The organism is Nocardia albiluteola (assembly GCF_018860155.1).
GTDB classification, from domain to species: domain Bacteria; phylum Actinomycetota; class Actinomycetes; order Mycobacteriales; family Mycobacteriaceae; genus Nocardia; species Nocardia albiluteola.
This window is the reverse complement of sequence record NZ_JAHKNI010000004.1, coordinates 210,329-235,146: the sequence shown is the minus strand read 5'-3', so window position 1 is coordinate 235,146 and position 24,818 is coordinate 210,329. Positions and strand designations below refer to the sequence as shown.

Genomic DNA, 24,818 nt, shown 5'->3' with positions numbered 1-24,818 from the left:
CACATGACCATTCCCCTGCTCGAGGCACGGGACCTGACCAAATCCTTCGATTCGGTGCGCGCCCTCGGCGGCGTCTCGCTGACCATTCCCGCGGGCGAGGTCACCGCGCTGGTCGGCGACAACGGCGCCGGAAAGTCCACGCTGGTGCGCTGTCTGACCGGCGTGCAGTCGCCCGACACCGGGCAGATCTTGTTCCGCGGCGAACCCGTCCGGCTGCGCTCCCCCGAGGACGCCCGCAAAATGGGCATCGAGACCGTCTACCAGGATCTGGCACTGATCGACGATCTGGCGGTGTGGCAGAACCTGTTCCTCAACCGGGAGCTGGTCTATCCGCTGGGAATCGTCAACCGGCGCAGGATGATCAGCCGCAGCGCGGAGATCATGCGCGAACTGGACGTGGACGTGCCCACGGTGCGCACGACCGTGCGACGGATGAGCGGCGGCCAGCGCCAGTCCATCGCGATCGCCCGCGCGGTGGCGTGGGGCGAGGCGATGGTGATCATGGACGAGCCGACCGCGGCGCTGGGCGTCCGGGAGACCGCTGCGGTGGAGAAGCTGGTGCGCAAACTGCGCGAGCGCGGCGTCACCGTGCTGATCATCAGCCACGATATGGCGCAGGTGATGCGGATCTGCGATAACGTCCGGGTGCTGCGGCGCGGTAGATCGGTAGCGGCGCATCCGATATCCGAGGTCGATGGAGACAAGTTGGTCGGGCTGATCACCGGGGCGACCCCTGGGAACCTGGAGACCGCGGAGGCGGAGTCGTGAGCGAACCAATAAGCCAGCGCGCCACGCGCACGACGGAGCCGGGCGCCAGCGAGGCGGAGTCGTGAGCGCAGCGAAGCGGAGCGAACCAATAAGCCAGCGCGCCACGCGCACGACGGAGCCGGGCGCCAGCGAGGCGGAGTCGTGAGCGTTGTCGTGATCGGCTCGGTGAACCGGGACGTGGTGAGCGAGGTGGCGCGGCTGCCCGCGCCGGGCGAGACGGTGCTGGCATTGGGCTCGCGAACCAATCTGGGCGGCAAGGGATCCAATCAGGCCGTCGCGGCCGTCCGTGCCGGGGGTCGAGTCGAGTTCATCGCCCGCGTGGGCGCCGATGCCGATCCCGGACTGTGGAAGTCGTTGCTGGAGTATGGCATCGGACTCGCCGCCGTGCGCGAGGTCCCCGACACCCGGACCGGGACCGCGTACATCACGGTGGCGGGCGGCGAGAATCAGATCGTCGTGGATCCGGGCGCGAACTTCCGCTGGGAGACCGATCACCAACTCGACGCACTGGTCGCCGAGACCGACCTGATCGGCACGGCGCAGGTCGTGGTCGCGCAGCTGGAAGTGCCTCTGCGCGTGGTGCATTGGGCCGCGGCGCGGGCCCGGCGATTCATTCTCAATGCCGCCCCGGCCACACAGCTGCCGGACGACCTGCTGCGCCGCTGCGATCCGCTGATCGTCAACGAATCGGAGCTCGCCGCCTTCGGCGGCGTGGTCCCGCACACGCCCGAGAAGGCCTTCGAACAGGCACGCGCACTGTGCCTGAGCGGGGTGCCGTCGGTAGTGGCGACGCTCGGCTCCGCGGGCTCGGTGTGGGCGCGGCGCGAGTCGGGATACAACGCGGTAGCGGGCGCGTATCAGCCGGCGCCCCGGGTGGAATCGGTGGATTCGACCGGCGCGGGCGATGCCTTCGTCGGGGCCCTGGCCACGGCGCTGGCCGAAGGCACGGACCTCGGCGAGGCGGTCCGGACCGCCACCGCGGCCGGCGCCCTGGCCGTGCAGGCGCCCGGCACCCACAGCTCCTACCCCACCCGCGAGCAGATCGCGGCGACACTACCGACAGTGCCCGAGTCTCAGCCCCTCAGTTAGAGATTCGCGTCCCGGGCTGGGCACGAGATGAGAGCCGAGCACCCCCCTTGCAATGCTTTTCGACAGGAGTCCCACCATGCGCACCACCGGCATCATTCACGCCGAACTAGCCTCGGCCCTCACGGGCCTGCGCCACACCGACCTGTTCGCGATCAGCGACTCCGGACTGCCGGTACCGACCGGGGTGCCCGTCATCGATCTGGGCATCAGCTACGGATTCCCACACTTCGAACCGGTCCTGGACCTGATCCTGCACGAGGTCACCATCGAAGCCGCCTGGGCCAGCCGCGAGGTCTCCACCGAAAACCCGGACACCGCAACCCTTCTCGACGAACGAGTACACGCCGAGCTGATCGACCACGAGGATTTCAAGCACCGCATCGCCGATTGCCGCTTCGTCGTGCGGACCGGCGAGGCCCGCCCCTACGCGAATGTGCTGCTTCGCGCGGGAGTGCCCTGGTTGTAGGTCACTGCGTGCCCCCTCCGCCAGCGGCCGGATATACCCGGGCGGATCGGACAACCCGCGCGTGATCCCCGATCCAAATTCGTTTTGCTGACGAATAACCACTGTTTGTGCGTCATCACCTTCACGACCCGACGGCAGGGACCCACGACAGTGACCAACAGCATGATTCAGGAGAAGCAGGCGCCCGCAATCCCGGCGACGGCCGATCGCGCGGTGCTGTCGCCACGCCGAATCCGCACCGTGCTGACCGGGCTGATGCTCGGCATCTTCCTGGCCGCGCTCGATCAGAACATTGTGAGCGTGGCGATCGTGCGAATCGCCAACAGCCTGCACGGATTCGATCAGCAGGCCTGGGCGACGACGGCGTACCTGATCACCGCGACGATCACCACCCCGCTGTACGGCAAGCTGGCCGATATCTACGGGCGTAAGCCGCTGTATCTGACGTCGATCGCGCTGTTCCTGATCGGGTCCGCGGCCTGCGCGTTCGCCACCTCGATGTACGAGCTGGCCGGGTTCCGGGCGTTCCAGGGTCTGGGTGCGGGTGGGCTGATGGCGCTGGCGTTCACGATCCTGTCCGATATCGTCCCGCCGCGCGAGATCGTGCGGTACCAGGGCGGATTCATGGTGGTGTTCGGCGTCGCGACGGTGCTCGGACCGGTCCTGGGCGGCTTCCTGTCCAACTACGACAGGTTGCTTCTCGTGGACGGCTGGCGGTGGGTATTCCTGGTGAACGTGCCGATCGGGGTGGTCGCGTTCGCGGTGGTCGCGAGGGTACTCAACGTGCCGCACGCGCGCCAGGACCATCGGATCGACTGGTTCGGCACCATAACGCTCACCGCCTGCGTGGTGCCGCTGCTCATCGTGGCCGAGCAGGGCCGCGAGTGGGGCTGGGGCTCGCACCGCGCGCTGATCTGCTACGGGATCGGGGCCGCGGGATTCGTGCTGTATCTGATCGCCGAGTTGCTCATGAAGGATGCGGCGCTGATTCCACTGCGCATGTTCCGCAGCTCGACGTTCAGCGTCTCCATCCTCGGCGGGATGATCGTGGGCGTCGCGATGTTCGGGGTCATCGTCCTGGTGCCGCTGTATTTCCAAGTGGTGCGCGGCTATTCGCCGACTCGCGCGGGACTGCTGATGCTGCCGCTGGTCGTGGGAATCATGGTCGGCGCGCAGCTGTCCGGGGTGGTCACCAAGCTCACCGGGCGGTACAAGATCCTGCCGGTGCTCGGCAGTTTCGCCTTCGCCGCCGGTGCGGGGCTGTTCGGCCGCGTCGAATACGACAGTCCGCTCTGGCAGCCGCTGTTGTATTGCGGGATCATCGGATTCGGTCTCGGTGGCTGCATGCAGACCCTGATCATCGCCGCACAGAACGCCTGCCGCCCCGAGGATCGCGGAACCTCCACGGCTACGGCCACATTCGTGCGTCAGATGGGCGGCACGCTCGGGGTGGCGGTCTTCCTGACCATCCTGTTCAATCTCGTCCCTGGACGAATCGTCGCGGCCTTCGGCGGACATCCGCCGGGCGCGCTCGGCGGTCGCCTCGCCGGACTGCAGCGCGACACCAGCGACATCGCGGCGTTGCCGAAACAGCTCCGGATTCCGATCCTGACCGGATACACCGATGCGATGCGGGAGGTATTCCTCATCGCCGCCGCCGTCGCGGTGCTGGCGGGGATCGTGCTGTTGTTCATGAAAGAGATTCCGCTGCAGGATGATCCGGTCGCCGAGCCGATCATGTCCGTGGCCGTTCCGGATGACGCCGCGGAACTGCTGGACGATCCGGAGTCGGCGTCCGACCACTTCGACGCGCTGCTCGCCCGCGTGGACGCCGGAACCGAGCACTGTGTCCTGGGCCGGGTCCGCCGCGACGACGGCCAGCCCGTCCCGCACGCCGCACTCACCCTGATAGACACACGCGGGCAGCAGGTATCGCGCACGACCGGCGACCCGGACGGCGACTTCCTCATCGCCGCACCGGAACCGGGAAACTACGTGCTGATCGTCTCCGCGCAGGGCCATCAGCCGAACGCCACCGGAGTAGCGATCGGCTGGATGCCAAGGCAATTGGATGTGCTGCTGCACGGCGCTGGAGAGCTCTCGGGCGTGATCCGCTCGGCCACGACCGGCGCGCCGGTCCCGGACACCATCGTTACCCTCACCGACGAACAGGGCGAGGTGGTGGGCACGGCGGTCAGCTCCGTAGACGGCGCCTACCTCTGCCACGGCATCGTCCCGGGCACTTACACCCTGGTCGCCCTCGCGAAACACATGCGTCCCGGCGCCGCCACCCTGACCGTCCCCGGCGGCCGCATCCTGCACCACGACATCGTCCTGGCTCCCCGCGCGGTCCTCGCGGGATCGGTTCTCGCGGACGATAATCGCCCCGTCCACGACGCCCAGATCGCGATCCTCGACGCCACCGGCGACCTCACCGCCACCGTCCGCACCGACGACACCGGCCACTATCTGATCCCCGACCTCGCCGACGGCCAGTACACCGTCGTCGCCCGCGGCTATCCCCCGGTCACCAGCAGCATCACCGTCGCGGGCGGCGAGGCCACCCACCACGTCCGCGTCGGCTACTGGACCGACGCGTGAGCCCGGATCCACGACAATGGGTCGCATCGAAGGCTGACGCCGGAAATTGCTTGCCGGGCAGTCCTACCGACGGGGCCGGACGACGATCGCCGCGCGCCTATACCAGAAATTCGCGGTATTTCCTTGATTGCCCGTGTAGCCCTCGATTTCCGACGCGAACGGCTCGAGCATCGACCTCGATGCGCCCGTGCACAATTCCTCATCCCAGACCTCACGCACCGCGGGCTCACCGGCCGCCCCGGACCGATCGATCAGCCACGTCAATGTGATGTCCGACCAGCGCAGCTCGCCGAGATCTTCCGATCCCGGGTCCACAGGAAGGTCGGCATCCACCGGAAGGCTCGCGGGGTCATCGAAAACGGGCTCCACCATTTCCCCGTCTTCATCGAACTCCATGTCTGCGCTTTCGACGCACTTCCACCCGCCCTCGACGCGCTCCCAGCGCTGACGATAAATCATCATCGAGTACTCGTCCTCCTCGTAGGAGTCCTCGACCTCCGCGAGCGCCAGCGACGTGTCGTATCCCGCGATGTCGGCCGCCGCGAGCATCAGCCCGGTACGGGCAGCATCGCCGCCCTTGAGCTGATCCCACCCGAATCCGTGCTGGGAATACTGATGATCCAGCAGGTAAACGAGTTGATGAGGCGGGCCTATCTCCCGCTGGCGATCGACGGACCACGTCGACAATTCCATCGGTGTTGTGAAATGCGCGCGTAGCTGCTCGGCCAGTAACGCGGCCGACGGATGTGTGGCGAACGCGGCGGTGTCCGGGCGGGTACGCCCCTTCGCCACGAGGTTGTAGGTCAACGTGATCCGGAAACCGTCGGTGACGGGCAGCACCTCATGCTCGCAGTCGCCGTAGAACGCGACGAAGGACAGCTCCTCCGGCGAACCCTGGTCGGTGACCTTCGTGCCCTGCTGCTCGATCACCAACTCACCGCCGGTGAACGCCGAGGGCAGAGTAACCACCAATGTGCCGATCATGCCGTCGGCCTTCTCCGAATCCTGATGGCGCCGAAAGAATTGTCCCGGCTCATACACCAGCATCGAATGCAGCTCCGCGGACAACTCGCAGTCCGGCGCCAGACCCAGCTCGGCCCGAAGTGTGTCCAGCATGGGCAGCAACGTCTCGAGCCACCGCCGCTCGTCGACCGTCACCCGGTCGCGCGGAACCTCCCAGGTGTCACGAACATTCGCGTCCAGGAGGGTTTGCTCCCGCCGACCGTACCGCGCCGGCCGCGCGACCTCGCACAATCGTCGCGCCTGAACCGGCGTCACCGGCAACCGGATCGGCCCCACCCCAACCACCTCGATCACCAGGTTCTCCGCCGAGCTCGTCCGGCGCGTAGCAAATGACCCCGCCGCCGGCACCGAACCCATGAGCTCGCTGATCACCCGTAAAGTCTTGTCCGTCATGCACTTCTCTCGTGTTCGACAACCTTTGCAGGCATCCTCGCAGGACCCACCGACAATCCGGCCCCGAGGCGTATCGAAGAGTTTTGACGTCGTGATCTGCGGCGAGCACCGGGTGACCGTAGTCGCCTTCCGCGGTCATGGACACCGGCCTGCCCAGCCGACGCCCGATGCCGCTCGCCGCCGGGAGGATAGCTTCACCTGGCGCCGGATCTCGGTGAGCGGTTCGCCGATACCGTTGCCGCTCACCGAGATTTGATATCGACTGACCTGGGGCAGGGTCAGATCACCGGGACGATTACCGAGGTTTCGGCCTCGGATTCGGGGACCTGGCTGGGGTCGTTGAGATAGATGTTGAAGTGGTGGGTCGAGAGGTCGTCGGTGCGGGAGATGCGCAGGCCGTTGTCGTCGATGAAGGCGGCGATCTGGTCGTGGGCCTGTGGGATCACCTGGGCGAAGGGGCCTTTCACGGTGGCCGATACCGCGCGGCGGGCCGGGAGGTGCAGCGCGATGAGCGGGGACTGGACCTCGGTGCCAGGGGTGGTTTCCACGAAAACCGACTCGTCGACGTCGGATTCGCGGAATTCCGCGTCGTGCTCGATGCATCCGCCGGGGCCGATTATCGAGATGTGCTGGCGCTGAAGTTCGGGCATGAAGCGGGCCCAGAGTTCCCCTTCCGCCGCGTAGTTGGCGAGGGTGCCGCGCAGGGTCACCAGCGTCTGGGCGGGGATATCGATCAGTTTCACGTCGGTCATGGTGTGCTCCAGAGTGTTTCGGTCGAGTAGGTGCTCGATGAGGGTCAGCCGGTGCCGGGCCGCGGCGGACTCGTCCACCAGCGCCAGGCGCTGCGAGCGCAGCGCCTCGGTGTAGGCGGGGGTGCCGTAGACGGCGAGCAGGGCTCCGATGGCGGACACGCCGAACCCGACGTCACGCAGCTGCCGGATGCGGCTGGCCTCGCGTAGCTGCCGCGGCGAGTACCAGCGATATCCGGTGATGTTGTCGACGACTGCGGGAATCAGCACCCCGCTGGCGTCGTAATGCCGCAGCATGCGCACGCTGATCCTGCTCAGCGAGGAGAAGCGCCCGATGGACATCAGGTTCGAGGGGTCGGTCACGCCAGTGAGTCTGCGGTCTCACATGGTGTCAGAGTCAAGCGACACACGCGTTCGGGCGAACCCACCCACCAAAGTCCGTGCGGCCAACGCATGGTTCGGGCTCGCTCGTCGCGTCCGGACGTCAGCTGGGAATGGGGTCGAAGAAGGAGTAGATGCGGTGGATGGTGTGGGTGCCCCTGCGCACCGGCGCCCGACGGCGTGACCGGCTCGGTACCGCCGTGCCCGGTCACGCTGTCTCGGTGAAGAATTGCGTGCGGATCTGGGCTGCTTCCCCAAATGCCACCGGCTCGAACCGGGTGACAGTGCCGACGACCAGCGCAGCACGCAAGTCATATTTCTCCTCGGTTCAATTCGCATAACTATCCGACGCCGCCCGGTACACGAACACAGACCGACGGGTATCGATGGAGGTAGACGGATCGAACGGCAACAAAGGCGGTTGCGGTGCGAATGGATCTGGAGACGAGAATCGGTGCGGCGGCGGAGTGGCTGTACCGGAATCAGATGTCCGACGAGCCCGGGGGCACGGGCTGGGGCTGGCTTGCGGACGTGCCACCGAATGCGATGAGCACGGCGGAGGTCGTGTGCGCGCTACGGGTCTGCGGGCGGGAAATCCCTTGGGCGCAGGAGGTTTCCGAACTGTTGCGCCAGCCGTTGCTGGACGGGGGCGAGCGCATGGCGCCGATCGATACGTCCTGGCGATTGCGGGCATTGCGCGAACTGGGGGCCCAGGCAGACGACGCCGATGAGGTGGAGCTGCGCGAGTCGTTACTCGCGGCGCAGGACGCCGACACCGGCGGATGGCCGATGTCGAGCCGGTCGGGGCCCGTGTCGGTCATGGCCACCGCCAACGCGATTGCCGCGCTCGATGCGGCCGCATCCTCCGATGAGGATGTGGCACAGGCGATTCTGTGGGGCGCGGGCTGCCTGGTGGCCGCGATACTGGACCACGATCCACGCCCTCGGCCGCTCTATGAGTCGGCCTATGTGGTGGCCGCGCTGGTCCGGCCCGAGATCGCCGCGATCGGCGGGGAACGCTTCGCCCACGCCCGCGAGCTGGCCGTCTGCCGCTTACTCGCAGCGTTGCGGCGCGGTGATGCCGGCGTCGCGAAGGAGACGTTCGTCCGGGACGGCGTCGCCGAGAGCTGGCGGCATCTGACGCTGCACACCGCGCTCGGCGCGGTCCTGGCCGCCGAGCCCCGGTCGATCGCCGATCCGGCGGTATCACAGGCGCTCACGACCCTGCTCGACCTGCAGGAAACCGATCGCATGCACGCCCAGTACGGCGGATTCCGTACCTCACCGGACGGATATGTGACCACCTCTGCCACGGCACAGGCCCTGACGGCAATGACACTCGCCAAGCAGGGATCGGACGAAATCCCGTCCCCGGCAAGGAATCCGAGAGCTCGAGAACGCTCCCGAACGGCCCACCTGGCCGAACCACACCGGCTGGCCATCGCGGGCGGCCGCCCGGTGGTCATGAACGCCCACGCCGGTGCCGCCCTGTGGATCTGCGGCGTCGCCGCCGGACTGACCATCGCGGCCATGGCAATCGTCTTCTCCGGCCACCTCGGCCAGATCGGCAGCCGCGCACTGACCGCATGGGGAATGCTGTTCGTAGCCCTGGGCACCTACGCGGGCATCGGAACCCGATTGCCACGAATACCCCGCGGCCAGATCGCCACCACGATATTCGGCACCTACACCGCAGTTGTCCTGCCGCTCATCGCCTTTCTGCTGCGGTGAATCGAACGGGTAGCCACCTCCACGACGCAGTTCCCGGGAATGCGAAAGCCTCGTGCTCGACATCGACGACACAGCTCTGAAAGCTCTGGATAACCATCGTCCACCGACACTCGAAGCTCGGCTACCGCGTCGCCCTCGAACCAGTCGGCGACACCGCATGATTCGCACCTCCCGCGCAGGGTTGTCGATTCGATGGGTCTATCGGGTTGCGATGCGGCTATGGGTTGGGGTGCGGCGGGGGTACAGGGCGCTGTGTAGCGGGGGGCCCAGGACGCGGCGCAGCGCGTGCGGTGTCATGGCAGTGACGGGGGCGAGGGGGTTGAGGTACCTGGTAAAGATCACTCCACCGATCAGAGCGACGGCGGCGGTGGCGCGTTCGGTGGCGTCGGGGCCGCCCAAATATTCAGCAAGTCCGCTGATTACCTCGTTCTCCAGGTAGTCGCGCAGGACGCGCATGACGTCTTCGTCTCGGGCTGCCAGCCGGTTCTCGGCGGGATCGGTGGCCTCCCAGCCGTCGACGACCGAGCACAGCAGCCGGTCGGCCAAGCCCTCCGCCGGACCGTCCACGACCGCGGCCAGGTTGAGCGTGCGACTGCAGGCCACGCGCATGACCTCGACGAAAAGGCCTTGTTTGGTACCGAAGTGATAGATGACCGCCGCCGAGTCGACCCCGGCTCGCGCGGCCACCGCGCGCACCGTTGTACGCCGGAAACCGTGACGCAGGAACAGCTCCTGCGCCGCCTCCGCGATGTGTTCCCGCGTAGGCGGACGGCCCCTCGGGCGACCACGCGATTTATTCAGCATCGTTGAATTCCACGACTCGTGGGTGCCAGTGTCAAGCACGCCCCACCCACGAAGATCGAAGGAGTCACGCACATGCTCATCACAGTGTTCGGAGCCACCGGCCCGACCGGCCGCCAACTGACCGACCAGGCACTCGCCGCAGGCCACCACGTCACCGCCGTAGCCCGGCGGCCGGAGAAACTCACGCCCCGTCCAGGCCTGACCTTGGCCCGAGCGGACGTCGCCGATCCCGAAGCCGTCGAGGCTGTGGTCGCCGGCAGCGACGCTGTGCTGTCCGCCCTCGGCGCAGCACCGACCCGGGGACCTGTCGACACATACTCCACCGGTACCGGGCACATTGCGGAGGCGATGCACCGGCAGGGTGTGAAGCGGCTGATCGTGATCAGCTCGAGCGTCCTCGATCCCGGTTGGAGGCCGAGCAACGCCGTCTTTTTCAACAACGTGTTCGACCCGTACGTGAACCGGGTCCTGGCCCGTACCGCCCACGAGGACATGCGGCGGATGGAGGCCGCAGTCCGCGCCAGCGAGTTGGACTGGACGATTGTCCGACCCTCCGGTCTTTTCGATCACCCGGACGTGACCGACTACGTGACAGACGAGAACAGCGCCGACGGGGTGTTCACTGCCCGATCCGACCTCGCCGCAGCCATGCTCGGACAGCTCACGGACGGCCGCTTCACCCGCAAGGCGATAGGTGTCGCGACAACCCAGATCAAGCCCAATATCGCCAAGCTGATCTGGAGCGAGGCCACCCGGAAGCGGTAGTAGACCTATGGCGACGCTGTCGGCGGTGAACGCTGAAATTCCTTCCACGATAAAAGGATTGAGCACAATGTCTGTGTCGTTGTCGGCCTCGGCCGAGGCCTTCTTGGCCGAGAACCACGCCTGCACGCTGACCACCGTGCGACCCGACGGGTCGCCCCACGTGGTGCCCGTGCGATTTACCTGGGATCGCACGTCCGGGTTGGCGCGCGTCATGACGATCAAGTCGCGACGCAAGGCTAGGAATATCCTGGCCGGCCCCGGCGGCCGCGTCGCGATCTGCCAGACGGCAGGTTTTCGGTGGCTGACGCTCGAAGGTCCGGCCGTCGTATCAGATGATCCGCGGCGCATAGCCGAGGGCGTGCGCCGGTATACCAGCCGCTACTCGTCCCCGCCGCCCAGCCCGCCAGGGCTGGTGGTGATCGAGGTCGCGGTGGACCGGGTCATAAGCCCGGACAACTGATCCGGGTATCGCGGCCCAGAGCATCCGGGTTACCAATCCCCAATCATCATCAACACAAGGGAACATCATGACGCAACTCGATAGCAACGACGACGATCGGCCGGTCACCTTGATCAACGTATTCGAGGTTCCAGCCGACCAGGTCGACGAGGCCATCACCCAATGGCGTATCCGCGCACAGCTCATGGCGAGTGCTCCCGGATTCCGAGACTCACGACTGCATCGGGCGATCTCTTCGACGGCGCGGTTCCAACTTGTCAACGTTGCGCATTGGGACAGCCAGGCCGATCTGGAAGCGGCCCAAGCCGACCCCGCGTTTCGAGCTATGGCGGAGAACGCCCAGTTGTCGGTTTCAGCCAACCCGGCAGCTTATGAGGTCGTGGTCGAACTTCTTAGAAACGACTCGGAGCCGCCGGAATTCGACGGCTCCGAGCTCCCGGAAAATGGGGACCGGTAGTTCACACCGGCCCTCGCCGCCACCACCCGCGCCGCTTTCCCCGGCCTCCCGCCCGCAGCACTCGCTCTCGCCCTGCGAATCTGGGGTCGCATGCACGGCCTCGTCGCCCTCGAGGTGCACGGCCACCTCGGCCCGCAGACCAGCCGGCCCGTGGCTCTGTACCACGCGGAAATGCTCGACCTGGCGGACTCCCTCGGCCTGGGTTGAGCCTCGCGCTCGGCCCGTTGCGGTTTCGCATCAAGATCGGGACGCGGCGGAGGGGCCGCGGAGCGCGTAGGCGGAGAATGTGATGTGATCGAGGAATCCAGATCCACTCCCGGGAAGGGACTCCACACTCGTGATCATCCAGCGAGAGACCCAGATGTCGCTCGTCGTGCGCACGGACTTCTCCGATGAACAGGCTTGGGAGGCTTGCCGTTCAGCGATCGAGAAGTCCGCGGTCGAGGCGATCGGGCACCCCGACAACTTCGTCGAGTTCGTGGACAATCCGGAGTACCGCGACATCACGGTGCAGCAGTTCCTCGACGAGCTCCCCGAGGGAGACGAGGATGAGAACGACACGTACGTCATGCTGGCGGACCAGCAGACCATGACGAACGCGGATTATCCGGTGCTCGTACTCGACCTGTTCGACGCGGGGCGCGGGACGACCGCGCGCGTCGCCTCGTCCGAGTTGTGGGAAGTGGTCGGCAATCTCGACAACGCCAACATGGATGTCCGGGACTACGCGGACGCCGCGGGCGAAGACGGCGTATTCCGTAACTTCCCCTGATCCGTTTCGCGCCCGAAGTCCGCGGCGTCACCCGGATTTCGGGCGCTTCCGCCGCGCCGGCGCGCCGAGAGTCGCCGACAGCTGATCGGCCACCGTGCGCGTGAACTCTCCCGCCTCGCGTAAATGGTTGCCCAGGCGCTGTTTCGGGGCGGAGACGTTGATGGCGGCGACGACGTCGCCGCGGAAGCCGTAGACCGGCGCGGACACACCGACCAGCCCGGGCTCGAATTCCTCGTCCACCGAGGCATATCCGCGCTGCCGGATGTCGGCGACCCTGCCCAGCAGGAACTCCAACGTCAGCCAGTCCGTATCCGCCTGTGCGCCAACGGGTATCGCGGTGGCGATCGGCGACGCGGGACGGTCCGGGGGAAACAGGTCCCACCAGCGGGTGATGGTCTCGTCGTCCCATTCGCTCATCAGGGTGCGGCCCGCGGAGGTGGTGTAGGGGTCGACCGAGGTGCCCTCCCAGCCGATGCCGCGGAAGGCGTGCGTCGCCAGCTCGCTGTGCAGGGTCAGCACCCGGTTGCCGCGCAGGACGCACAGGTGGGTGGTCTCGTTCAGGCCTCCCACCACCTTGCGCAGGTACGGCGCGGACACATGCGCCAGCTGAGTTTCGGTGGCGTGCGTGGCCAGGGCGAACAGCCGCCAGCCCGGGCGGTAGGCCTTGGTGTCCTCGTCGCGGGCCACCAGACCGGCCTCGGCGAGCGTGGCCAGCGCGCGGGAGACCTGCGCCTTGTCGCGCCCGGCCAGCTCGGCGATCCGGGAGACACCCAACCCGGCCGCGGCATCGGGCCGCGCCAGCACCTCCAGCAGCTCGACATCGCGGATCAAACCGGAGCTGTAGGTCCGCTGATCAGCCATTACTCCCCCTATCGGAGCTCACGGCGGGGCCGACGACCCCGCCTCGCAGTCGGACGGTCCATCTCACGCCGTAACCCCACGGTTCGGCCGCCGCCCGCGTCATTGTGTTGATTATCGTGCAACAGTGGTTGCTTGAATGTCAATGCTCGCGATACCTTCGCTCCATTGAAGTGCCGTGGCTCACACCGCCCCCATCGGTGTGCCACGGCATGCTGCAGGAAGAGAGTGCATTGCAATGACGAGTGCCGAAATCCACGATCCCGCCGAACCCGTCGTAGGCCCCAAGGCCTGGCGGTTCCTGAAACGGCTCACGGCCGTGACCGCGGGCGGAATGTTCATCGACGGCTACATATTCGCGGTCATCGGCGTGACGATGGCGCTGCAGACGTTCAAGGACGATCTGCACGTCACCACCACCTGGGCGGGCCTGATCTCCTCCGCCACGCTGATCGGAATCTTCATCGGCGCAACCACTTTCGGCTGGCTTACCGACAGGGTCGGCCGCAAGGCGATGTTCCTGGGCGACCTGGCCGGGTTCGCGATCGCCTCGGTGCTGATGTTCTTCGTGCAGTCCTCGTGGCAGATGTTCGCGCTGGGCCTGATCATGGGCCTGGCGGTCGGCGCCGACTACGCGATCGGTTCGCCACTGATCACCGAGTTCTCCCCGACCTCGCTGCGCGCCCGGCTCACCTCGTTCCTCCAGATCGCATGGAACGTCGGCTATGTCGTGGCCTTCCTCATCGGCTACCTGATCACCCGCGCCTACCCGCACGAGTGGCGGCTGGTCCTGGTCTCGGCCTTCATACCGGCGGCGCTGTGTCTGATCGCCCGGCACGGACTGCCCGAATCGCCGCGCTGGCTGCTGTCCCAGGGTCGCCGCGAGGAGGCCGAAGCCGTTCTCGCGCAGCTGGATTGGTCGCTGGAATCCGGCGACTTCCAGGCCGAGCAGCCCGAGGAGGCGAAGTTCTCCACGATCTTCTCCCGCGACTACATCGGCCGCACCTTCTTCGTCTCGATGTTCTGGACGTGCCTGGTACTGCCGTACTTCGCGATCATCTTCTTCCAGGCCGACGTGCTGAAGGCCCTGCACATGACCAATCCGATCGTCTCCGCGCTGGTCGGCACGATCGTCGCGCTGGCCGGCGCGGTGCTGGGCTGGTACCTGATCGAGCGGGTCGGGCGGCGCCGACTGCTGATCGTGCCGCTGTGGATCACCGGCATCGCGCTGCTGATCGTCTCGTTCGACGCCTCGCTGCCGCGGCTGATCGTGGCTGTCGCATTCTTCGTCTACCTCTTCGCCTACGGCGTGGCCTCCATCCTGTGCGGCGTATACCCGATGGAGCTGTTTCCGACCGCGGTGCGCACCAGCGGCGTCGGATTCTCCAGCTCGGTCAGCCGGATCGGCGCGGCCATCGGCACCTTCCTGTTGCCGATCGCGTTGAACCACTGGAGCGTCGGCGGCACCATGGCGGTGATGGGCGCGGTGTGCATCGCGGGCGCGATCGGCTCGCAGTACCTGGCGCCGGAGACGACCGGCCGTTCCCTGGCCGAGGTCAGCTCCAAGGCCGCCCGCGGTGTCATCCGCACGACCGCGGAGCGGCGGACCGCTGCGAGCCCGGCCACCGAGCCCAAGGTCGCCTGACCCGGCCGCTCGACCGAACCACCAACCCCTGCAACACCTTCGGAGGTGACAGCCATGGCCCGGCACACCGGTGTCGAACTCGGCGAATCGTTCATCGATCCCGGCGTCAACGCGGCGCACATCAATACCGTCCTCGGCCCGCGCGGCAGCGCCGCCGAAACGGCGTGGACCACCAGTCTGGCCACCCCGTCGGCGGGTTACGAACGCTTCGTGGTGATCATGCGCCCCGGTGTGCCGGTTCAGCCGTTCACCGTCTTCGTCTCCAAGGCCGCACCCGTCGACGACCGGCACGGCGAAATGATCTGGGGCCCTGCGCAGGCCGGGGTCGCCGCGGGCGTGGCCGACGCGGTCGCCGCGGGCACCGTCGCCCCCGACGAGGTCTCCGATCTGCGCCTGATCGTCGCGGTCTGGGTCAACCCGAAGGCCGACGACGCGGAGGCGGTCTACCGCAACAATCGCCTCGCCACCGCGACGGCGCTGGCCAACGGTGCGGCCCGGTACCCCGACGTCGACACCGTGCTGAAAACCCGTGGGCAGATCGGTAATCCGTTCTTCACCCCAGCCGACGGCGGCGCCCCCGGCACCGAAACCACCCCGGAGGACCCGAAATGAAAATCACCGCGATTCGTACCCGGAAACTACGTCAGGAACTCGATCCGCCCTTCTTCGCGGCCTGGGATCCGGTGCCGCGCAGGCATTTCGACGCCACCATCGTCGAGGTGCACACCGACGAGGGCATCGTCGGCATCGGATCCGGCGACACCATGGACGGTTTCGCCGCCTACGAGGACCTGTTCATCGGCACCGATCCGCTGAACATCATCGAGCAGGTCCGGCGGATCGAGACCATCAACTTCCACGCCGGGCGTTTCTGGCCGCTCGAGGTCGCGCTGTGGGACATCATCGGCAAGGCCGCGAACATGCCGGTGGCACAGCTGTTCGGCGGCGCGGAGCGCAAGATCCTGGCCTATGCCTCGACCGGGGAGCTGCGCACGCCCGAGCAGCGTGCCGAATCCGCCCTGGCCATCCGCGAAGCCGGCTTCCGGGCCATGAAAATCCGTGTGAATCCCCATGATTCGCGCGCCGGGCTCGCCGCGGTGCGCGCGGCCCGCGAGGCCGTCGGCGACACCATGGAGATCATGGTCGATCTCAACCAGTCGTGGCGGATGGCCGGGGACACCCAGGTCCCCGCGGATTATGTGACCGCCCGCCGCCTCATCGAGCAGTTCCGCGACCTGGACGTGTACTGGGTCGAGGAGCCGCTGCCCTACGTCGATCGCGACGGCCTGCGGCGGCTGCGCGCCGAGACCGGGATGCGGATCTCCGGCGGAGAGATGATCTCCTCGCTGCCCGAGGTCATCGACTACCTCGAGCACGACGTGCTGGACATCTACCAGATGGACGTGGTGCTCGCGGTCGGCATGCACCGTGCGCGGACCCTGGGCGAGCTGGCCATCGCCAAGAACCGCCGCTTCACCCCGCACTCCTGGACCAACGGCATCGGCGTGCTGGCCAATCTGCACGTCAGCGCCGGAATCGGCGGGGGGCCGTACTTCGAATTCCCCTACGATCCACCGGGCTGGACGCCCGAGCGCCGGGACTTCATGCTGACCCGCCCGGTAGAGGTCGATACTGAGGGCTACCTGCATGTTCCCGACGCACCCGGGATCGGATTCGAACTCGACGAGGAGGCGTGCCGCCGATGGGCACTGTGAACTGGCACGAGCGGGCCGAGCGCGCCGACCTGCCGAATCAACTCTTCATCGACGGGAAATTCGTCGATGCCGCCGACGGCGGGACCTTCGAGAAGTACTCCCCCATCGACGGGCGGCTGCAAGGCGTCGTTGCGTCCGGGCAGGCCGCCGATATCGACGCCGCGGTGTTCGCCGCGCGCCGGGCATTCGAGGACGGCCGCTGGTCCGGGCTGGATCCGGCCGTGCGCAAGGCGCACCTGCTGCGGTTCGCCGACGAGATCGAGCGCGCCGCCGAGCGCCTCGCCCTGGCCGAGACCCTGGATGTCGGCAAGCCGATCGCCAACACCCTCGCCGTCGACGCGCCCGGCACGGCGAACACGATCCGCTGGTATGCCGAGGCTATCGACAAGACCTACGACGAGATCGCCCCGGCCCCCGCCAAGCGCCTCGCGCTCATCACTCGCGAGCCGCTCGGCGTGGTCGGCGCGGTCGTGCCGTGGAACTACCCGTCGATGATCGCGTCCTGGAAGATCGGTCCCGCCCTGGCGGCGGGCAACACCTTCGTGCTCAAACCGGCCGAGCAGTCCCCGCATTCGGCGCTGGTACTGGCCGAGGCCGCGCAGCGCGCCGGGCTCCCCGACGGCGTGCTGAACGTGGTCACCGGATTCGGTGAGACCGCCGGGCAGGCCCTGGGCCGTCATCTGGACGTGGACAAGATCGCCTTCACCGGGTCCACCCGGGTGGGAAGGCTGTTCCAGCAGTACGCGGCGGAATCCAACGGCAAGCAGGTGGCCATCGAGGCGGGCGGCAAGTCGCCGCAGCTGGTGCTGGACAGCGCCGGAGATCTGCAGCGCATCGCCGAAACCGTGGCCTGGGGCATCTATTACAACGTCGGGCAGACCTGCAACGCCGGCTCCCGCCTGATAGTGCACGAATCCCTAGCGGACGAATTGGTCACGCGCATCGCCGAATTCGCGGCCAGGACGTTCGTCCCAGGAGATCCGCTGGACGAGAACACCCAGTTCGGTGCGATCGCCGACGAGCAGCAGCTCGCCAGCGTGACCGGCTATCTGGAACAGGGCCGCCGCACCGCCCGCCTGGTGACCGGCGGCAACCGCGTGCGCACCGAATCCGGCGGCTACTACGTGCAACCGACGATCTTCTCCGAGGTGGATAACGATTCCACGCTCGCGCAGGAGGAGATCTTCGGGCCCGTGCTGACCGTGACCACCTTCACCACCGAGGAGCAGGGGGTGGCGCTGGCCAACGACACCCGCTACGGCCTGGCGGCCTCGGTATGGACCACCGATCTGTCTGCCGCCCACCGGGTTTCGCGCCAGCTACGCGCGGGGACGGTGTGGGTCAACACCTTCGACGAATCGAGCGTGATCACCCCGTTCGGCGGCTTCAAGGAGACCGGACTCGGGCGGGACAAATCCCTGCACGCCCTCGACGCCTACACCGCACTGAAGACCACCTGGATAAATTGGGAATAACTGAGATGACACTGAATTCGACCCCGCTCATCGGGTTCATCGGCCTCGGCCACATGGGCGGGCACATGTCCGCGAACCTCGTGCGGGCCGGGCATCGCCTGCTCGTGCACGACCTCAACGCCGAGGCTGTGCAGCGCCTGGTCGATCTCGGCGCCGAGCGCGCCGAGTCGATCGCCGAGCTGGCCGCCGCCTGCGACGTCGTGATCACGATGCTGCCCGGGCCGCCGCAGGTCGAGGCCGTGATCCGGGAGATGGGTCCGCTGCTGCGGCCCGGCTCGGTGTGGGTGGACATGTCCACCTCCACCCCGGCCGCCGCCCGTGTGCTGGACGACCTGCTGAGCGAGCGCGACGTCTCCCGCCTCGACGCGCCGGTGTCGGGGATGGCCAAGGGCGCCGCCTCGGGCATGTTGCAGATCTTCGTCGGCGGCGAGACCGCGGTGCTCGAGCGGGTGCGGCCGCTGTTCGAGGTGATGGGCGATCCCGAGCGGGTGCTGCACGTCGGCGGGCTCGGCGCGGGGTACACCGTCAAGCTGATGATCAACCAGCTGTGGTTCTCGCATCTGGTCGCCGCGGCCGAGGTGCTGACCGTCGGGGTGAAGGCCGGGGTCGACCTCGAGGTACTGCACCGCTCGCTGCTGGCCAGCCCGGCCGCGAGTTCGTTCCTGGCCAACGATCTGCCCTCGATCTTCGCCGATGACTACGACGAGTCCTTCGCGATGAAGCTGGCATGCAAGGATCTCGGCCTCTCGATCGATCTGGGCCGCGATGTCGGTGTGCCGACGCCGATCTCGGCGCACGTCGAGCAGATCTATCGCACCGCGCTGGCGAAATACGGCCCCGATTCCGGCGAGATGATTCCGGTGCGGCTGGCCGAGGAGTACGCCGGGCTGCTGCTGCGTCCGGCCGAGGCGCAGGAGACGGCGGCATGACCGAACATCATTGCGGCTACGCACATTCGGTGCACGCCGAGAACTGGGACATCACCACCCGAACCCAGGTGATCGCCGGGGCCGGGTCGGTCGCGCGGCTGGGCGGGCTGCTTCACGAGCGGGGCGCGCGGCGGGTGCTGATCGTCACCGATCCGGGCCTGCGCAAGACCGGCATGGTGGACGACGTCGCCGCGACGATCACCACCGCAGGGCCGGCGGTGACGATCCACAGCGAGATCCCCGCGAATCCGTCGACGGCCTCGCTGGACGTGGCCACAGCGGTCGCGCGGGATGCCCGCGCCGATTTCGTCGTCGCGATCGGCGGCGGCTCGGCGCTGGACGCGGCGAAGGCCGTTGCGCTGCTGGCCCACACATCGCTGTCGGCCGAATCGCTGGACGGCTCTGAGGAATTCGACGCCCCGACGGTACCGCTGGCGGCCATCCCGACTACGGCCGGAACCGGCGCGGAGACCAACGGTTTCGGCGTCATGGAGAGCGCCGACCATCGCAAGGTGTACATCGGCACCGCCGCGACGACCCCCGAACTGGTGATCCTGGACGCCGAGCTGACGGTCGGGCTGCCCGCGAAGGTCACCGCGGCGGCGGGTTTCGACGCGATCATCCACGGCGCGGAATCGCTGCTTTCCCAGGGCGCTACCTCGCTCTCGCGCGCCTACGCCACCGAATCGCTGCGGCTGACCGTCGCGGCCCTGGCCGACGCGGTGGCCGACGGCTCCGATATCGAGGCCCGCAGCCGCATGCTGATCGGCTCGCACCTGGCCGGGCGCGCCCTGTCGCTGAGCGGACTGGGCCTGGTCCACGGCATCGGGCATTCGATCACCGCCACCACCGGCACCCCGCACGGCGTCGCGCTGGCCTCGATCGCGGGTCCGGCGCTGGCCTTCGGAGCCGGTGCGGCACAGGCGAAGTACGCCGATCTGGTCCGGGTGCTGGATCTGGACGGCGACGGTGCGCGCGCGGCGCAGCGGATCGAGGAGATCGCGGCCACGGTCGGCCTGCCCACAAACCTGGGTGAGCTGGGCGTGGGCGAGGAGCTCGTCGAAACCCTGGTCACCAAGACCCTCGCGGACGCGGTCACCAACAACACCCCGCTGCGGCCCAGCGCCGAGCAATTGGCGGCGCTGTTGCGGGCCAGCATCCGGAGCCCCGGTAAGGACCAATGACCGACAGCCGCACCGCGGGAAGCCTCGATGTCGTTGCCATCAGGGCATCCGTGTGGCCGACGTCCGATCCGATGTGCTCCCGCGACCGGCGAAAGCCCATGAGCCAAAGGCGCATCCAACCCAGGCTGCGGTATCACGCACGAGTTCCGCATCTCACGCCGTGATCCGGACCGTGTCATCCGATCGTTCCGCGCGCCAACGAGAGCTGAGAGTCGAGCAGCACGTGCGGACCGACGATCCGGACCGCTCGACGACGACACCGCCCGCGGGCCGTGTCGGATCACCGGGTGCGAACGCCCGGCTGGATAGCCGACGAAAGAAGGAGAACTGTGATGGCTCACGACCGTGAGTCCGCCCTGGCCCTGGTCGCGGAGCTGCCGCGCGGGCTCTACATCAATGGCCGCTGGCGCGAATCTGCAACGGGCGCACACTATCCCGTGCACAGTCCCGCCGACGGCACGGTGCTGACCGAGGTCGCCGACGCGAGCGTGGCCGATGCGCAGGACGCGCTGACCGCCGCCGAAGCCGCCCAGAAGGACTGGGGTGCAACAACACCGCGGTATCGCGCCGAGCTGCTGCGCAGGGTGTTCGATCGGATCATCGAGCGCACCGAGGATTTCGCGGCGCTGATCAGCCTCGAGATGGGCAAGCCGCTGGCCGAGGCGCGCGGCGAGGTGGCCTACGGCGCGGAGTTCCTGCGCTGGTTCTCCGAGCAGGCCGCTCATCTGACCGGGTCGTATGCCCCGGCGCCGAACGGCGGCTATCGCATCGTCACGGCCAAGCAGCCGGTCGGGCCCTCGCTGCTGATCACCCCGTGGAATTTCCCGCTGGCCATGGCAACCCGCAAGATCGGCGCGGCGCTCGCGGCGGGCTGCACCTGCCTGATCAAGCCCGCACCGCAGACGCCGCTGACGCTGGCGCTGCTGATGCGGATCTTCGATGAGCTGAATGTGCCCGCGGGCGTGGTGAATTACCTGCCGACGCTGGACGCCGCGGCGCAGTCCAAGGCGCTGATGGACGATCCGCGGCTGCGCAAGGTGTCGTTCACCGGATCCACCGGGGTCGGCTCGATCCTGTTGCATCAGGCCGCGGATCGGGTGCTGCGCACCTCGATGGAGCTGGGCGGCAACGGGCCGTTCATTGTGTTCGACGACGCGGACCTGGATGCCGCGGTCGAGGGCGCGATGCTGGCGAAGATGCGCAATGCGGGCGAATCCTGTGTCGCGGCAAACCGATTCCTCGTTCACAGCGCCGTCGCGGAGGAGTTCACGCAGCGGCTGGTGCGGCGTTTCGAGAAGCTGGTCATCGGCGACGCCTTCGACCCGGCCAGCACCGTCGGGCCGCTCATCGATGCCAGGCAGCTGGACAAGGTGACCGAACTGGTGGACGATGCCGTCGCCCACGGCGCGCGAATTCGCGTCGGCGGCAAGGCATCCAGCGGCGCGGGCTACTTCTATGCGCCGACCGTACTGACCGATGTGCCGGAGACGGCGCGAATCGGGCGCGAGGAGATCTTCGGCCCGGTCGCGGCGATCACCACCTTCGACACCGAGGCGCAGGCGCTCGAGCGCGCCAACGCCACCGAGTACGGCCTCGCCGGATACGTGTACACGCGGGACATCTCGCGCGCGCTGCGGTTCGCCGAAGGCCTGGAGTCCGGCATGGTCGGAGTGAACCGCGGCCTGGTGTCGGATCCGGGCGGCCCGTTCGGCGGGGTCAAGGCCTCGGGCCTGGGGCGTGAGGGCGGTGCCACCGGCATCGAGGAATACCTCGAGACGAAGTATCTCGCCGTCCAGTTGTAGAGGCGGGAGGGTGCGGCCCACGCGGATGAGGGCGCGTGGGGCGCACGGACCGCTACTGCCGCCGCAGTTCCATGGCCAGCTCACCGTGGCCGTTGTCGACGAGGAAGCCGAGGAACAGCGCCCGGAACGCCGCCTGCGCCGTCTCGGGTGGAATCGCGCCCGGCACGGCCAGTTCGTGCAATGCCATCCCGTGTGCCAGGGCGGTGAACGCCGCGGCGGCGCCCTCCGGATCCGGCCCGCCGGCTGCCCGCACGCCGGCCACGGCCACCGTCCGGGCAGCGGTCAGCGCGTGCGAGATGGAATCTCGGTATTCCGGATGCCGCGCGGCGTGCAGATACGCCTCGAACAGCGCGAGCGTTTCCGGATCGCGCGGCGCGGCGGTGAAGGCCAGGGCCTCGAGGACTTCGTCGGGCGTGCTGTGCGCCTCGGCGAGCGATTCGGCGAGCCGCACCTGAGCCTGCGCGTCGGTGTCGGTGTAGACCCGCAGCGCCTCCTCGATCAGCGCATCGATCGAGTCGAAGAAGTACCCGACGGTCGTCAGGGGCAGCCCGGCCCGTTCGGTCACCGCGCGGTGGGTCACCCCGGCCACACCGGCGGCCGCGACCACCTCGACGACGGCCTCGAGCAACGCCTCACGCCGCGCCTGAGCGCTGGGACGATGGCGGCGCACGGTCACATCCCCACCCTAGAACATCTCTGTAACTCTGTAACTTCTTACAGTTTCCCCCTGGGCAAAGTCTGTAAGTTCTTCTAGGGTTGGCCGTTATGACGTCCATCCACGCCTTTCGCGACGACGCCCTCGGCGAACACGACGCGGTAGCCCTCGCCGAATTGATCCGCGCCGGAAAGGTGAGCCGCCAGGAGCTCGCCGCCGCGGCCATCGAGCGGGCCCGCCTGGTCGATCCCCAGCTCAACGCGGTCATCAGCCCGATCTATGACGCTCCCCGGTACGGCACCCGCCCCGGCGCCGCCCTCGATGGCGTGCCGACGTTCGTCAAGGACAACACCGACGTCGCGGGCCTGCCGACCGGCCACGGCAGCGAGGCGTTCCGTGCCCGCCCGGCCGCGAAGGACGGCGCGTACACCGAACACCTCCGTGGCACCGGCCTGACGCTGATCGGCAAATCGCGCCTGCCGGAGTTCGGTTTCAACGCCAGCACCGAGTACATGACCGAATCGCCGGCCCGCAACCCGTGGAATCTCGATCATTCGATCGGCGCGTCGTCGGGCGGATCGGCCGCGCTCGTCGCCTCGGGTGTGGTCCCGATCGCGCACGCGAACGACGGCGGTGGCTCGATTCGCATCCCCGCGGCGTGCGGCGGACTCGTCGGGCTCAAGCCGAGCCGTGGCCGCCACATCGACGGGGAGCAGGTCAAACACCTTCCGCTGCACATAATTTCGGAGGGCGTGCTCACCCGCACCGTCCGCGATACCGCGGCATTCGTGGCCGCGGCCGAGGATCACTGGCGCAACCCGGCGCTGCCACCGATCGGACAGGTACACGGCCCGGCGCGGCGCCGGCTGCGCGTGGGGCTCGTGCTGCGCAGCGTGACCGGCGCCGAGGTGGACGCGCCGACGCGTGCGGCCGTCGAACACACCGCGGCCCTGCTGGAAAAGGCCGGTCACCTCGTCGAGCCGATCGCGCTACCGGTCACCGAGCAGTTCGCGGCCGACTTCGTCCAATACTGGGCGCTGCTGGCCGATCTCGCGATCAGCACCGGGAAGCTGATCCTGGATCGGTCGTTCGACGCCGCCCGGGCCGACGGCCTGTCGCGCGGCCTGCGGGCCCATCACCGGCAGGCGCCGCACCGCACCCCGGGGGCGCTGCGGCGCTTGCGCCGCGTTCCGGCCGCGTACGCGCGGATGTTCGCGCGGCACGAAGTCGTTGTCTCGCCGGTACTTTCGCATACGACTCCGCCGCTGGGCCATCTTTCGCCGACGGTCCCATTCCCCGAATTGATCGAGCGCCTCACGCACTATGTGGGTTACACGCCCCTGAACAACATCGCGGGCACCCCTGCCATCTCCTTGCCGATGGGCCGGACCGACGACGGACTTCCGGTCGGCGTGCACATGTCCGCCGCATACGGCGACGAGCGCACCCTGATCGAACTGGCCTACCTGCTCGAGGCCGAAAACCCCTTCCCTCGAATCCAGGACTGAATTCCACACGGCGGGAGATTTCGCCGAATCCGCTGACGCGCGGACTGGATTCCTGATGGCATGGACCCCGCACGCACGCATCACCGGAGGTCAGCATGTTGTCGCTACAGGAGATATCGGACCGGATGGAGATCCAGGATCTGATGGTGCGATATTCGCATGCGGTGGACACCCGGCAGTGGGATCTACTGGACGAGGTGTTCACCGCCGATGCGTACATCGACTACACCGCGATGGGCGGCGCCGCGGGCGACCTGGCCTCCACCAAGAAATTCCTGGCCGACATGCTGCCGAATTTCCTGGCGTTCCAGCACCTGATCAGCAATTCCTCGATCGCCGTCGACGGCGACACCGCCACCGCGCGCACCATGTGCCACAACCCGATGCTCGTCGCGGACGCGCAGGGCAAGCAGAGCCTGATGCTGTGCGGGCTGTGGTACCTGGACACGTTCGTGCGCGTCGAGGGGCAGTGGCGAATCCAGCGGCGGGTCGAGGAGAAGGGGTACATGTTCGTGGCACCGTCCGCCTGAGCGGCGCGGATACCGCCGGCCAAGCGCCGGACCAGATCTAGAACCCGCTACAGTTCCG

General features: G+C 67.7%; 23 protein-coding genes and 1 pseudogene. 19 read left to right on the top strand and 5 right to left on the bottom strand.

Going from position 1 to position 24,818, the window contains the following annotated elements:
- Positions 1-3: 3 nt before the first annotated feature.
- From KO481_RS14240 to KO481_RS14225, 4 genes are all read left to right on the top strand, one after another.
- The gene (locus KO481_RS14240; RefSeq protein ID WP_215917586.1) at positions 4-768 is read left to right on the top strand and encodes an ATP-binding cassette domain-containing protein; all 765 of its coding nucleotides are present in this window, start codon (positions 4-6) and stop codon (positions 766-768) included.
- 141 nt (positions 769-909) lie between these two features.
- Entirely contained in the window at positions 910-1,857 is a 948-nt protein-coding gene (locus tag KO481_RS14235; RefSeq protein WP_215917585.1) for a ribokinase, read from the top strand.
- A 76-nt stretch (positions 1,858-1,933) separates the two neighbouring features.
- On the top strand, positions 1,934-2,323 hold the full coding sequence (gene rbsD / locus KO481_RS14230) for a D-ribose pyranase (protein ID WP_215917584.1): 390 nt from the start codon (positions 1,934-1,936) through the stop codon (positions 2,321-2,323).
- Between the two features lie 150 nt (positions 2,324-2,473).
- Positions 2,474-4,924: an MFS transporter gene (locus KO481_RS14225; RefSeq protein ID WP_372452019.1), complete on the top strand. Its 2,451-nt coding sequence runs from the start codon at positions 2,474-2,476 to the stop codon at positions 4,922-4,924.
- Positions 4,925-4,987: 63 nt separating this feature from the next.
- Here the strand turns inward: KO481_RS14225 and KO481_RS14220 are convergent, their stop codons facing one another.
- Entirely contained in the window at positions 4,988-6,340 is a 1,353-nt protein-coding gene (locus tag KO481_RS14220) for a 2OG-Fe(II) oxygenase (RefSeq protein WP_215917583.1), read from the bottom strand.
- Positions 6,341-6,618: 278 nt separating this feature from the next.
- Entirely contained in the window at positions 6,619-7,452 is an 834-nt protein-coding gene (locus tag KO481_RS14215) for a MerR family transcriptional regulator (protein ID WP_215917582.1), read from the bottom strand.
- A gap of 444 nt (positions 7,453-7,896) precedes the next feature.
- Here KO481_RS14215 and KO481_RS14210 point away from each other — a divergent pair, with 444 nt between their 5' ends.
- Positions 7,897-9,201, top strand: coding sequence for a prenyltransferase/squalene oxidase repeat-containing protein (locus KO481_RS14210; protein WP_215917581.1), 1,305 nt, complete (start codon positions 7,897-7,899; stop codon positions 9,199-9,201).
- Positions 9,202-9,399: 198 nt separating this feature from the next.
- On the opposite strand, the gene KO481_RS14205 is transcribed toward KO481_RS14210, so the two are convergent.
- Complete coding sequence (locus KO481_RS14205) at positions 9,400-10,005, bottom strand: TetR/AcrR family transcriptional regulator (RefSeq protein ID WP_215917580.1); 606 nt, start codon at positions 10,003-10,005, stop codon at positions 9,400-9,402.
- 72 nt (positions 10,006-10,077) lie between these two features.
- Between KO481_RS14205 and KO481_RS14200 the strand changes: the two genes are divergently transcribed.
- The 5 genes and pseudogenes from KO481_RS14200 to KO481_RS14180 all read left to right on the top strand — a co-directional run bounded on the left by KO481_RS14200 (position 10,078) and on the right by KO481_RS14180 (position 12,459).
- Positions 10,078-10,770 (top strand): NAD(P)-dependent oxidoreductase, encoded by a 693-nt coding sequence (locus KO481_RS14200; protein ID WP_215917579.1) that lies wholly within the window; start codon positions 10,078-10,080, stop codon positions 10,768-10,770.
- 67 nt (positions 10,771-10,837) lie between these two features.
- Positions 10,838-11,230 carry a pyridoxamine 5'-phosphate oxidase family protein gene (locus KO481_RS14195; protein ID WP_215917578.1) on the top strand — a complete coding sequence of 131 codons (393 nt, stop codon included), beginning with the start codon at positions 10,838-10,840 and terminating at the stop codon, positions 11,228-11,230.
- 67 nt (positions 11,231-11,297) lie between these two features.
- Positions 11,298-11,687 (top strand): antibiotic biosynthesis monooxygenase family protein, encoded by a 390-nt coding sequence (locus tag KO481_RS14190; RefSeq protein WP_215917577.1) that lies wholly within the window; start codon positions 11,298-11,300, stop codon positions 11,685-11,687.
- Positions 11,688-11,714: 27 nt separating this feature from the next.
- Positions 11,715-11,894, top strand: a pseudogene (locus tag KO481_RS14185) (WHG domain-containing protein); the annotation flags it as partial.
- 130 nt (positions 11,895-12,024) lie between these two features.
- On the top strand, positions 12,025-12,459 hold the full coding sequence (locus KO481_RS14180) for a DUF6924 domain-containing protein (RefSeq protein WP_215917576.1): 435 nt from the start codon (positions 12,025-12,027) through the stop codon (positions 12,457-12,459).
- A gap of 27 nt (positions 12,460-12,486) precedes the next feature.
- On the opposite strand, the gene KO481_RS14175 is transcribed toward KO481_RS14180, so the two are convergent.
- A complete protein-coding gene (locus tag KO481_RS14175; RefSeq protein WP_215917575.1) occupies positions 12,487-13,320 on the bottom strand; it encodes an IclR family transcriptional regulator in 834 nt (277 codons plus the stop codon).
- A 235-nt stretch (positions 13,321-13,555) separates the two neighbouring features.
- On the opposite strand from KO481_RS14175, the gene KO481_RS14170 reads away from it, so the two are divergent.
- The 7 genes from KO481_RS14170 to KO481_RS14140 all read left to right on the top strand — a co-directional run bounded on the left by KO481_RS14170 (position 13,556) and on the right by KO481_RS14140 (position 22,067).
- Positions 13,556-14,962: an MFS transporter gene (locus tag KO481_RS14170; RefSeq protein ID WP_215917574.1), complete on the top strand. Its 1,407-nt coding sequence runs from the start codon at positions 13,556-13,558 to the stop codon at positions 14,960-14,962.
- A gap of 54 nt (positions 14,963-15,016) precedes the next feature.
- A complete protein-coding gene (gene fae / locus KO481_RS14165) occupies positions 15,017-15,574 on the top strand; it encodes a formaldehyde-activating enzyme (protein ID WP_215917573.1) in 558 nt (185 codons plus the stop codon).
- On the top strand, positions 15,571-16,677 hold the full coding sequence (locus KO481_RS14160; protein ID WP_215917572.1) for a mandelate racemase/muconate lactonizing enzyme family protein: 1,107 nt from the start codon (positions 15,571-15,573) through the stop codon (positions 16,675-16,677). Before fae ends, KO481_RS14160 begins: the two co-directional genes overlap by 4 nt.
- Positions 16,665-18,152: an aldehyde dehydrogenase gene (locus KO481_RS14155; protein ID WP_215917571.1), complete on the top strand. Its 1,488-nt coding sequence runs from the start codon at positions 16,665-16,667 to the stop codon at positions 18,150-18,152. The genes KO481_RS14160 and KO481_RS14155 overlap by 13 nt, the downstream gene beginning before the upstream one ends.
- Positions 18,153-18,157: 5 nt before the next feature.
- Positions 18,158-19,081, top strand: a complete 924-nt coding sequence (locus KO481_RS14150) for an NAD(P)-dependent oxidoreductase (RefSeq protein ID WP_215917570.1) — start codon at positions 18,158-18,160, stop codon at positions 19,079-19,081.
- A complete protein-coding gene (locus KO481_RS14145) occupies positions 19,078-20,265 on the top strand; it encodes an iron-containing alcohol dehydrogenase family protein (RefSeq protein WP_215917569.1) in 1,188 nt (395 codons plus the stop codon). Before KO481_RS14150 ends, KO481_RS14145 begins: the two co-directional genes overlap by 4 nt.
- A gap of 332 nt (positions 20,266-20,597) precedes the next feature.
- Positions 20,598-22,067: an NAD-dependent succinate-semialdehyde dehydrogenase gene (locus KO481_RS14140; protein WP_215917568.1), complete on the top strand. Its 1,470-nt coding sequence runs from the start codon at positions 20,598-20,600 to the stop codon at positions 22,065-22,067.
- A gap of 52 nt (positions 22,068-22,119) precedes the next feature.
- On the opposite strand, the gene KO481_RS14135 is transcribed toward KO481_RS14140, so the two are convergent.
- Complete coding sequence (locus KO481_RS14135; protein ID WP_215917567.1) at positions 22,120-22,743, bottom strand: TetR/AcrR family transcriptional regulator; 624 nt, start codon at positions 22,741-22,743, stop codon at positions 22,120-22,122.
- Between the two features lie 89 nt (positions 22,744-22,832).
- On the opposite strand from KO481_RS14135, the gene KO481_RS14130 reads away from it, so the two are divergent.
- Complete coding sequence (locus tag KO481_RS14130; RefSeq protein ID WP_215917566.1) at positions 22,833-24,230, top strand: amidase; 1,398 nt, start codon at positions 22,833-22,835, stop codon at positions 24,228-24,230.
- Between the two features lie 95 nt (positions 24,231-24,325).
- Positions 24,326-24,760 (top strand): nuclear transport factor 2 family protein, encoded by a 435-nt coding sequence (locus tag KO481_RS14125; protein ID WP_215917565.1) that lies wholly within the window; start codon positions 24,326-24,328, stop codon positions 24,758-24,760.
- The last annotated feature ends 58 nt before the right edge of the window (positions 24,761-24,818 follow it).

Excerpts from the sequence above, each read along its gene's own strand:
- KO481_RS14205 (WP_215917580.1), bottom strand. The coding sequence starts at position 10,005 with ATGCTGAATAAATCGCGTGGTCGCCCGAGGGGCCGTCCGCCTACGCGG.
- KO481_RS14200 (WP_215917579.1), top strand. The coding sequence starts at position 10,078 with ATGCTCATCACAGTGTTCGGAGCCACCGGCCCGACCGGCCGCCAACTG.
- fae (WP_215917573.1), top strand. The coding sequence starts at position 15,017 with ATGGCCCGGCACACCGGTGTCGAACTCGGCGAATCGTTCATCGATCCC.
- KO481_RS14220 (WP_215917583.1), bottom strand. The coding sequence starts at position 6,340 with ATGACGGACAAGACTTTACGGGTGATCAGCGAGCTCATGGGTTCGGTG.
- KO481_RS14140 (WP_215917568.1), top strand. The coding sequence starts at position 20,598 with ATGGCTCACGACCGTGAGTCCGCCCTGGCCCTGGTCGCGGAGCTGCCG.
- rbsD (WP_215917584.1), top strand. The coding sequence starts at position 1,934 with ATGCGCACCACCGGCATCATTCACGCCGAACTAGCCTCGGCCCTCACG.
- KO481_RS14195 (WP_215917578.1), top strand. The coding sequence starts at position 10,838 with ATGTCTGTGTCGTTGTCGGCCTCGGCCGAGGCCTTCTTGGCCGAGAAC.
- KO481_RS14145 (WP_215917569.1), top strand. The coding sequence starts at position 19,078 with ATGACCGAACATCATTGCGGCTACGCACATTCGGTGCACGCCGAGAAC.
- KO481_RS14175 (WP_215917575.1), bottom strand. The coding sequence starts at position 13,320 with ATGGCTGATCAGCGGACCTACAGCTCCGGTTTGATCCGCGATGTCGAG.
- KO481_RS14125 (WP_215917565.1), top strand. The coding sequence starts at position 24,326 with ATGTTGTCGCTACAGGAGATATCGGACCGGATGGAGATCCAGGATCTG.
- KO481_RS14150 (WP_215917570.1), top strand. The coding sequence starts at position 18,158 with ATGACACTGAATTCGACCCCGCTCATCGGGTTCATCGGCCTCGGCCAC.
- KO481_RS14130 (WP_215917566.1), top strand. The coding sequence starts at position 22,833 with ATGACGTCCATCCACGCCTTTCGCGACGACGCCCTCGGCGAACACGAC.
- KO481_RS14155 (WP_215917571.1), top strand. The coding sequence starts at position 16,665 with ATGGGCACTGTGAACTGGCACGAGCGGGCCGAGCGCGCCGACCTGCCG.
- KO481_RS14240 (WP_215917586.1), top strand. The coding sequence starts at position 4 with ATGACCATTCCCCTGCTCGAGGCACGGGACCTGACCAAATCCTTCGAT.
- KO481_RS14160 (WP_215917572.1), top strand. The coding sequence starts at position 15,571 with ATGAAAATCACCGCGATTCGTACCCGGAAACTACGTCAGGAACTCGAT.
- KO481_RS14190 (WP_215917577.1), top strand. The coding sequence starts at position 11,298 with ATGACGCAACTCGATAGCAACGACGACGATCGGCCGGTCACCTTGATC.
- KO481_RS14170 (WP_215917574.1), top strand. The coding sequence starts at position 13,556 with ATGACGAGTGCCGAAATCCACGATCCCGCCGAACCCGTCGTAGGCCCC.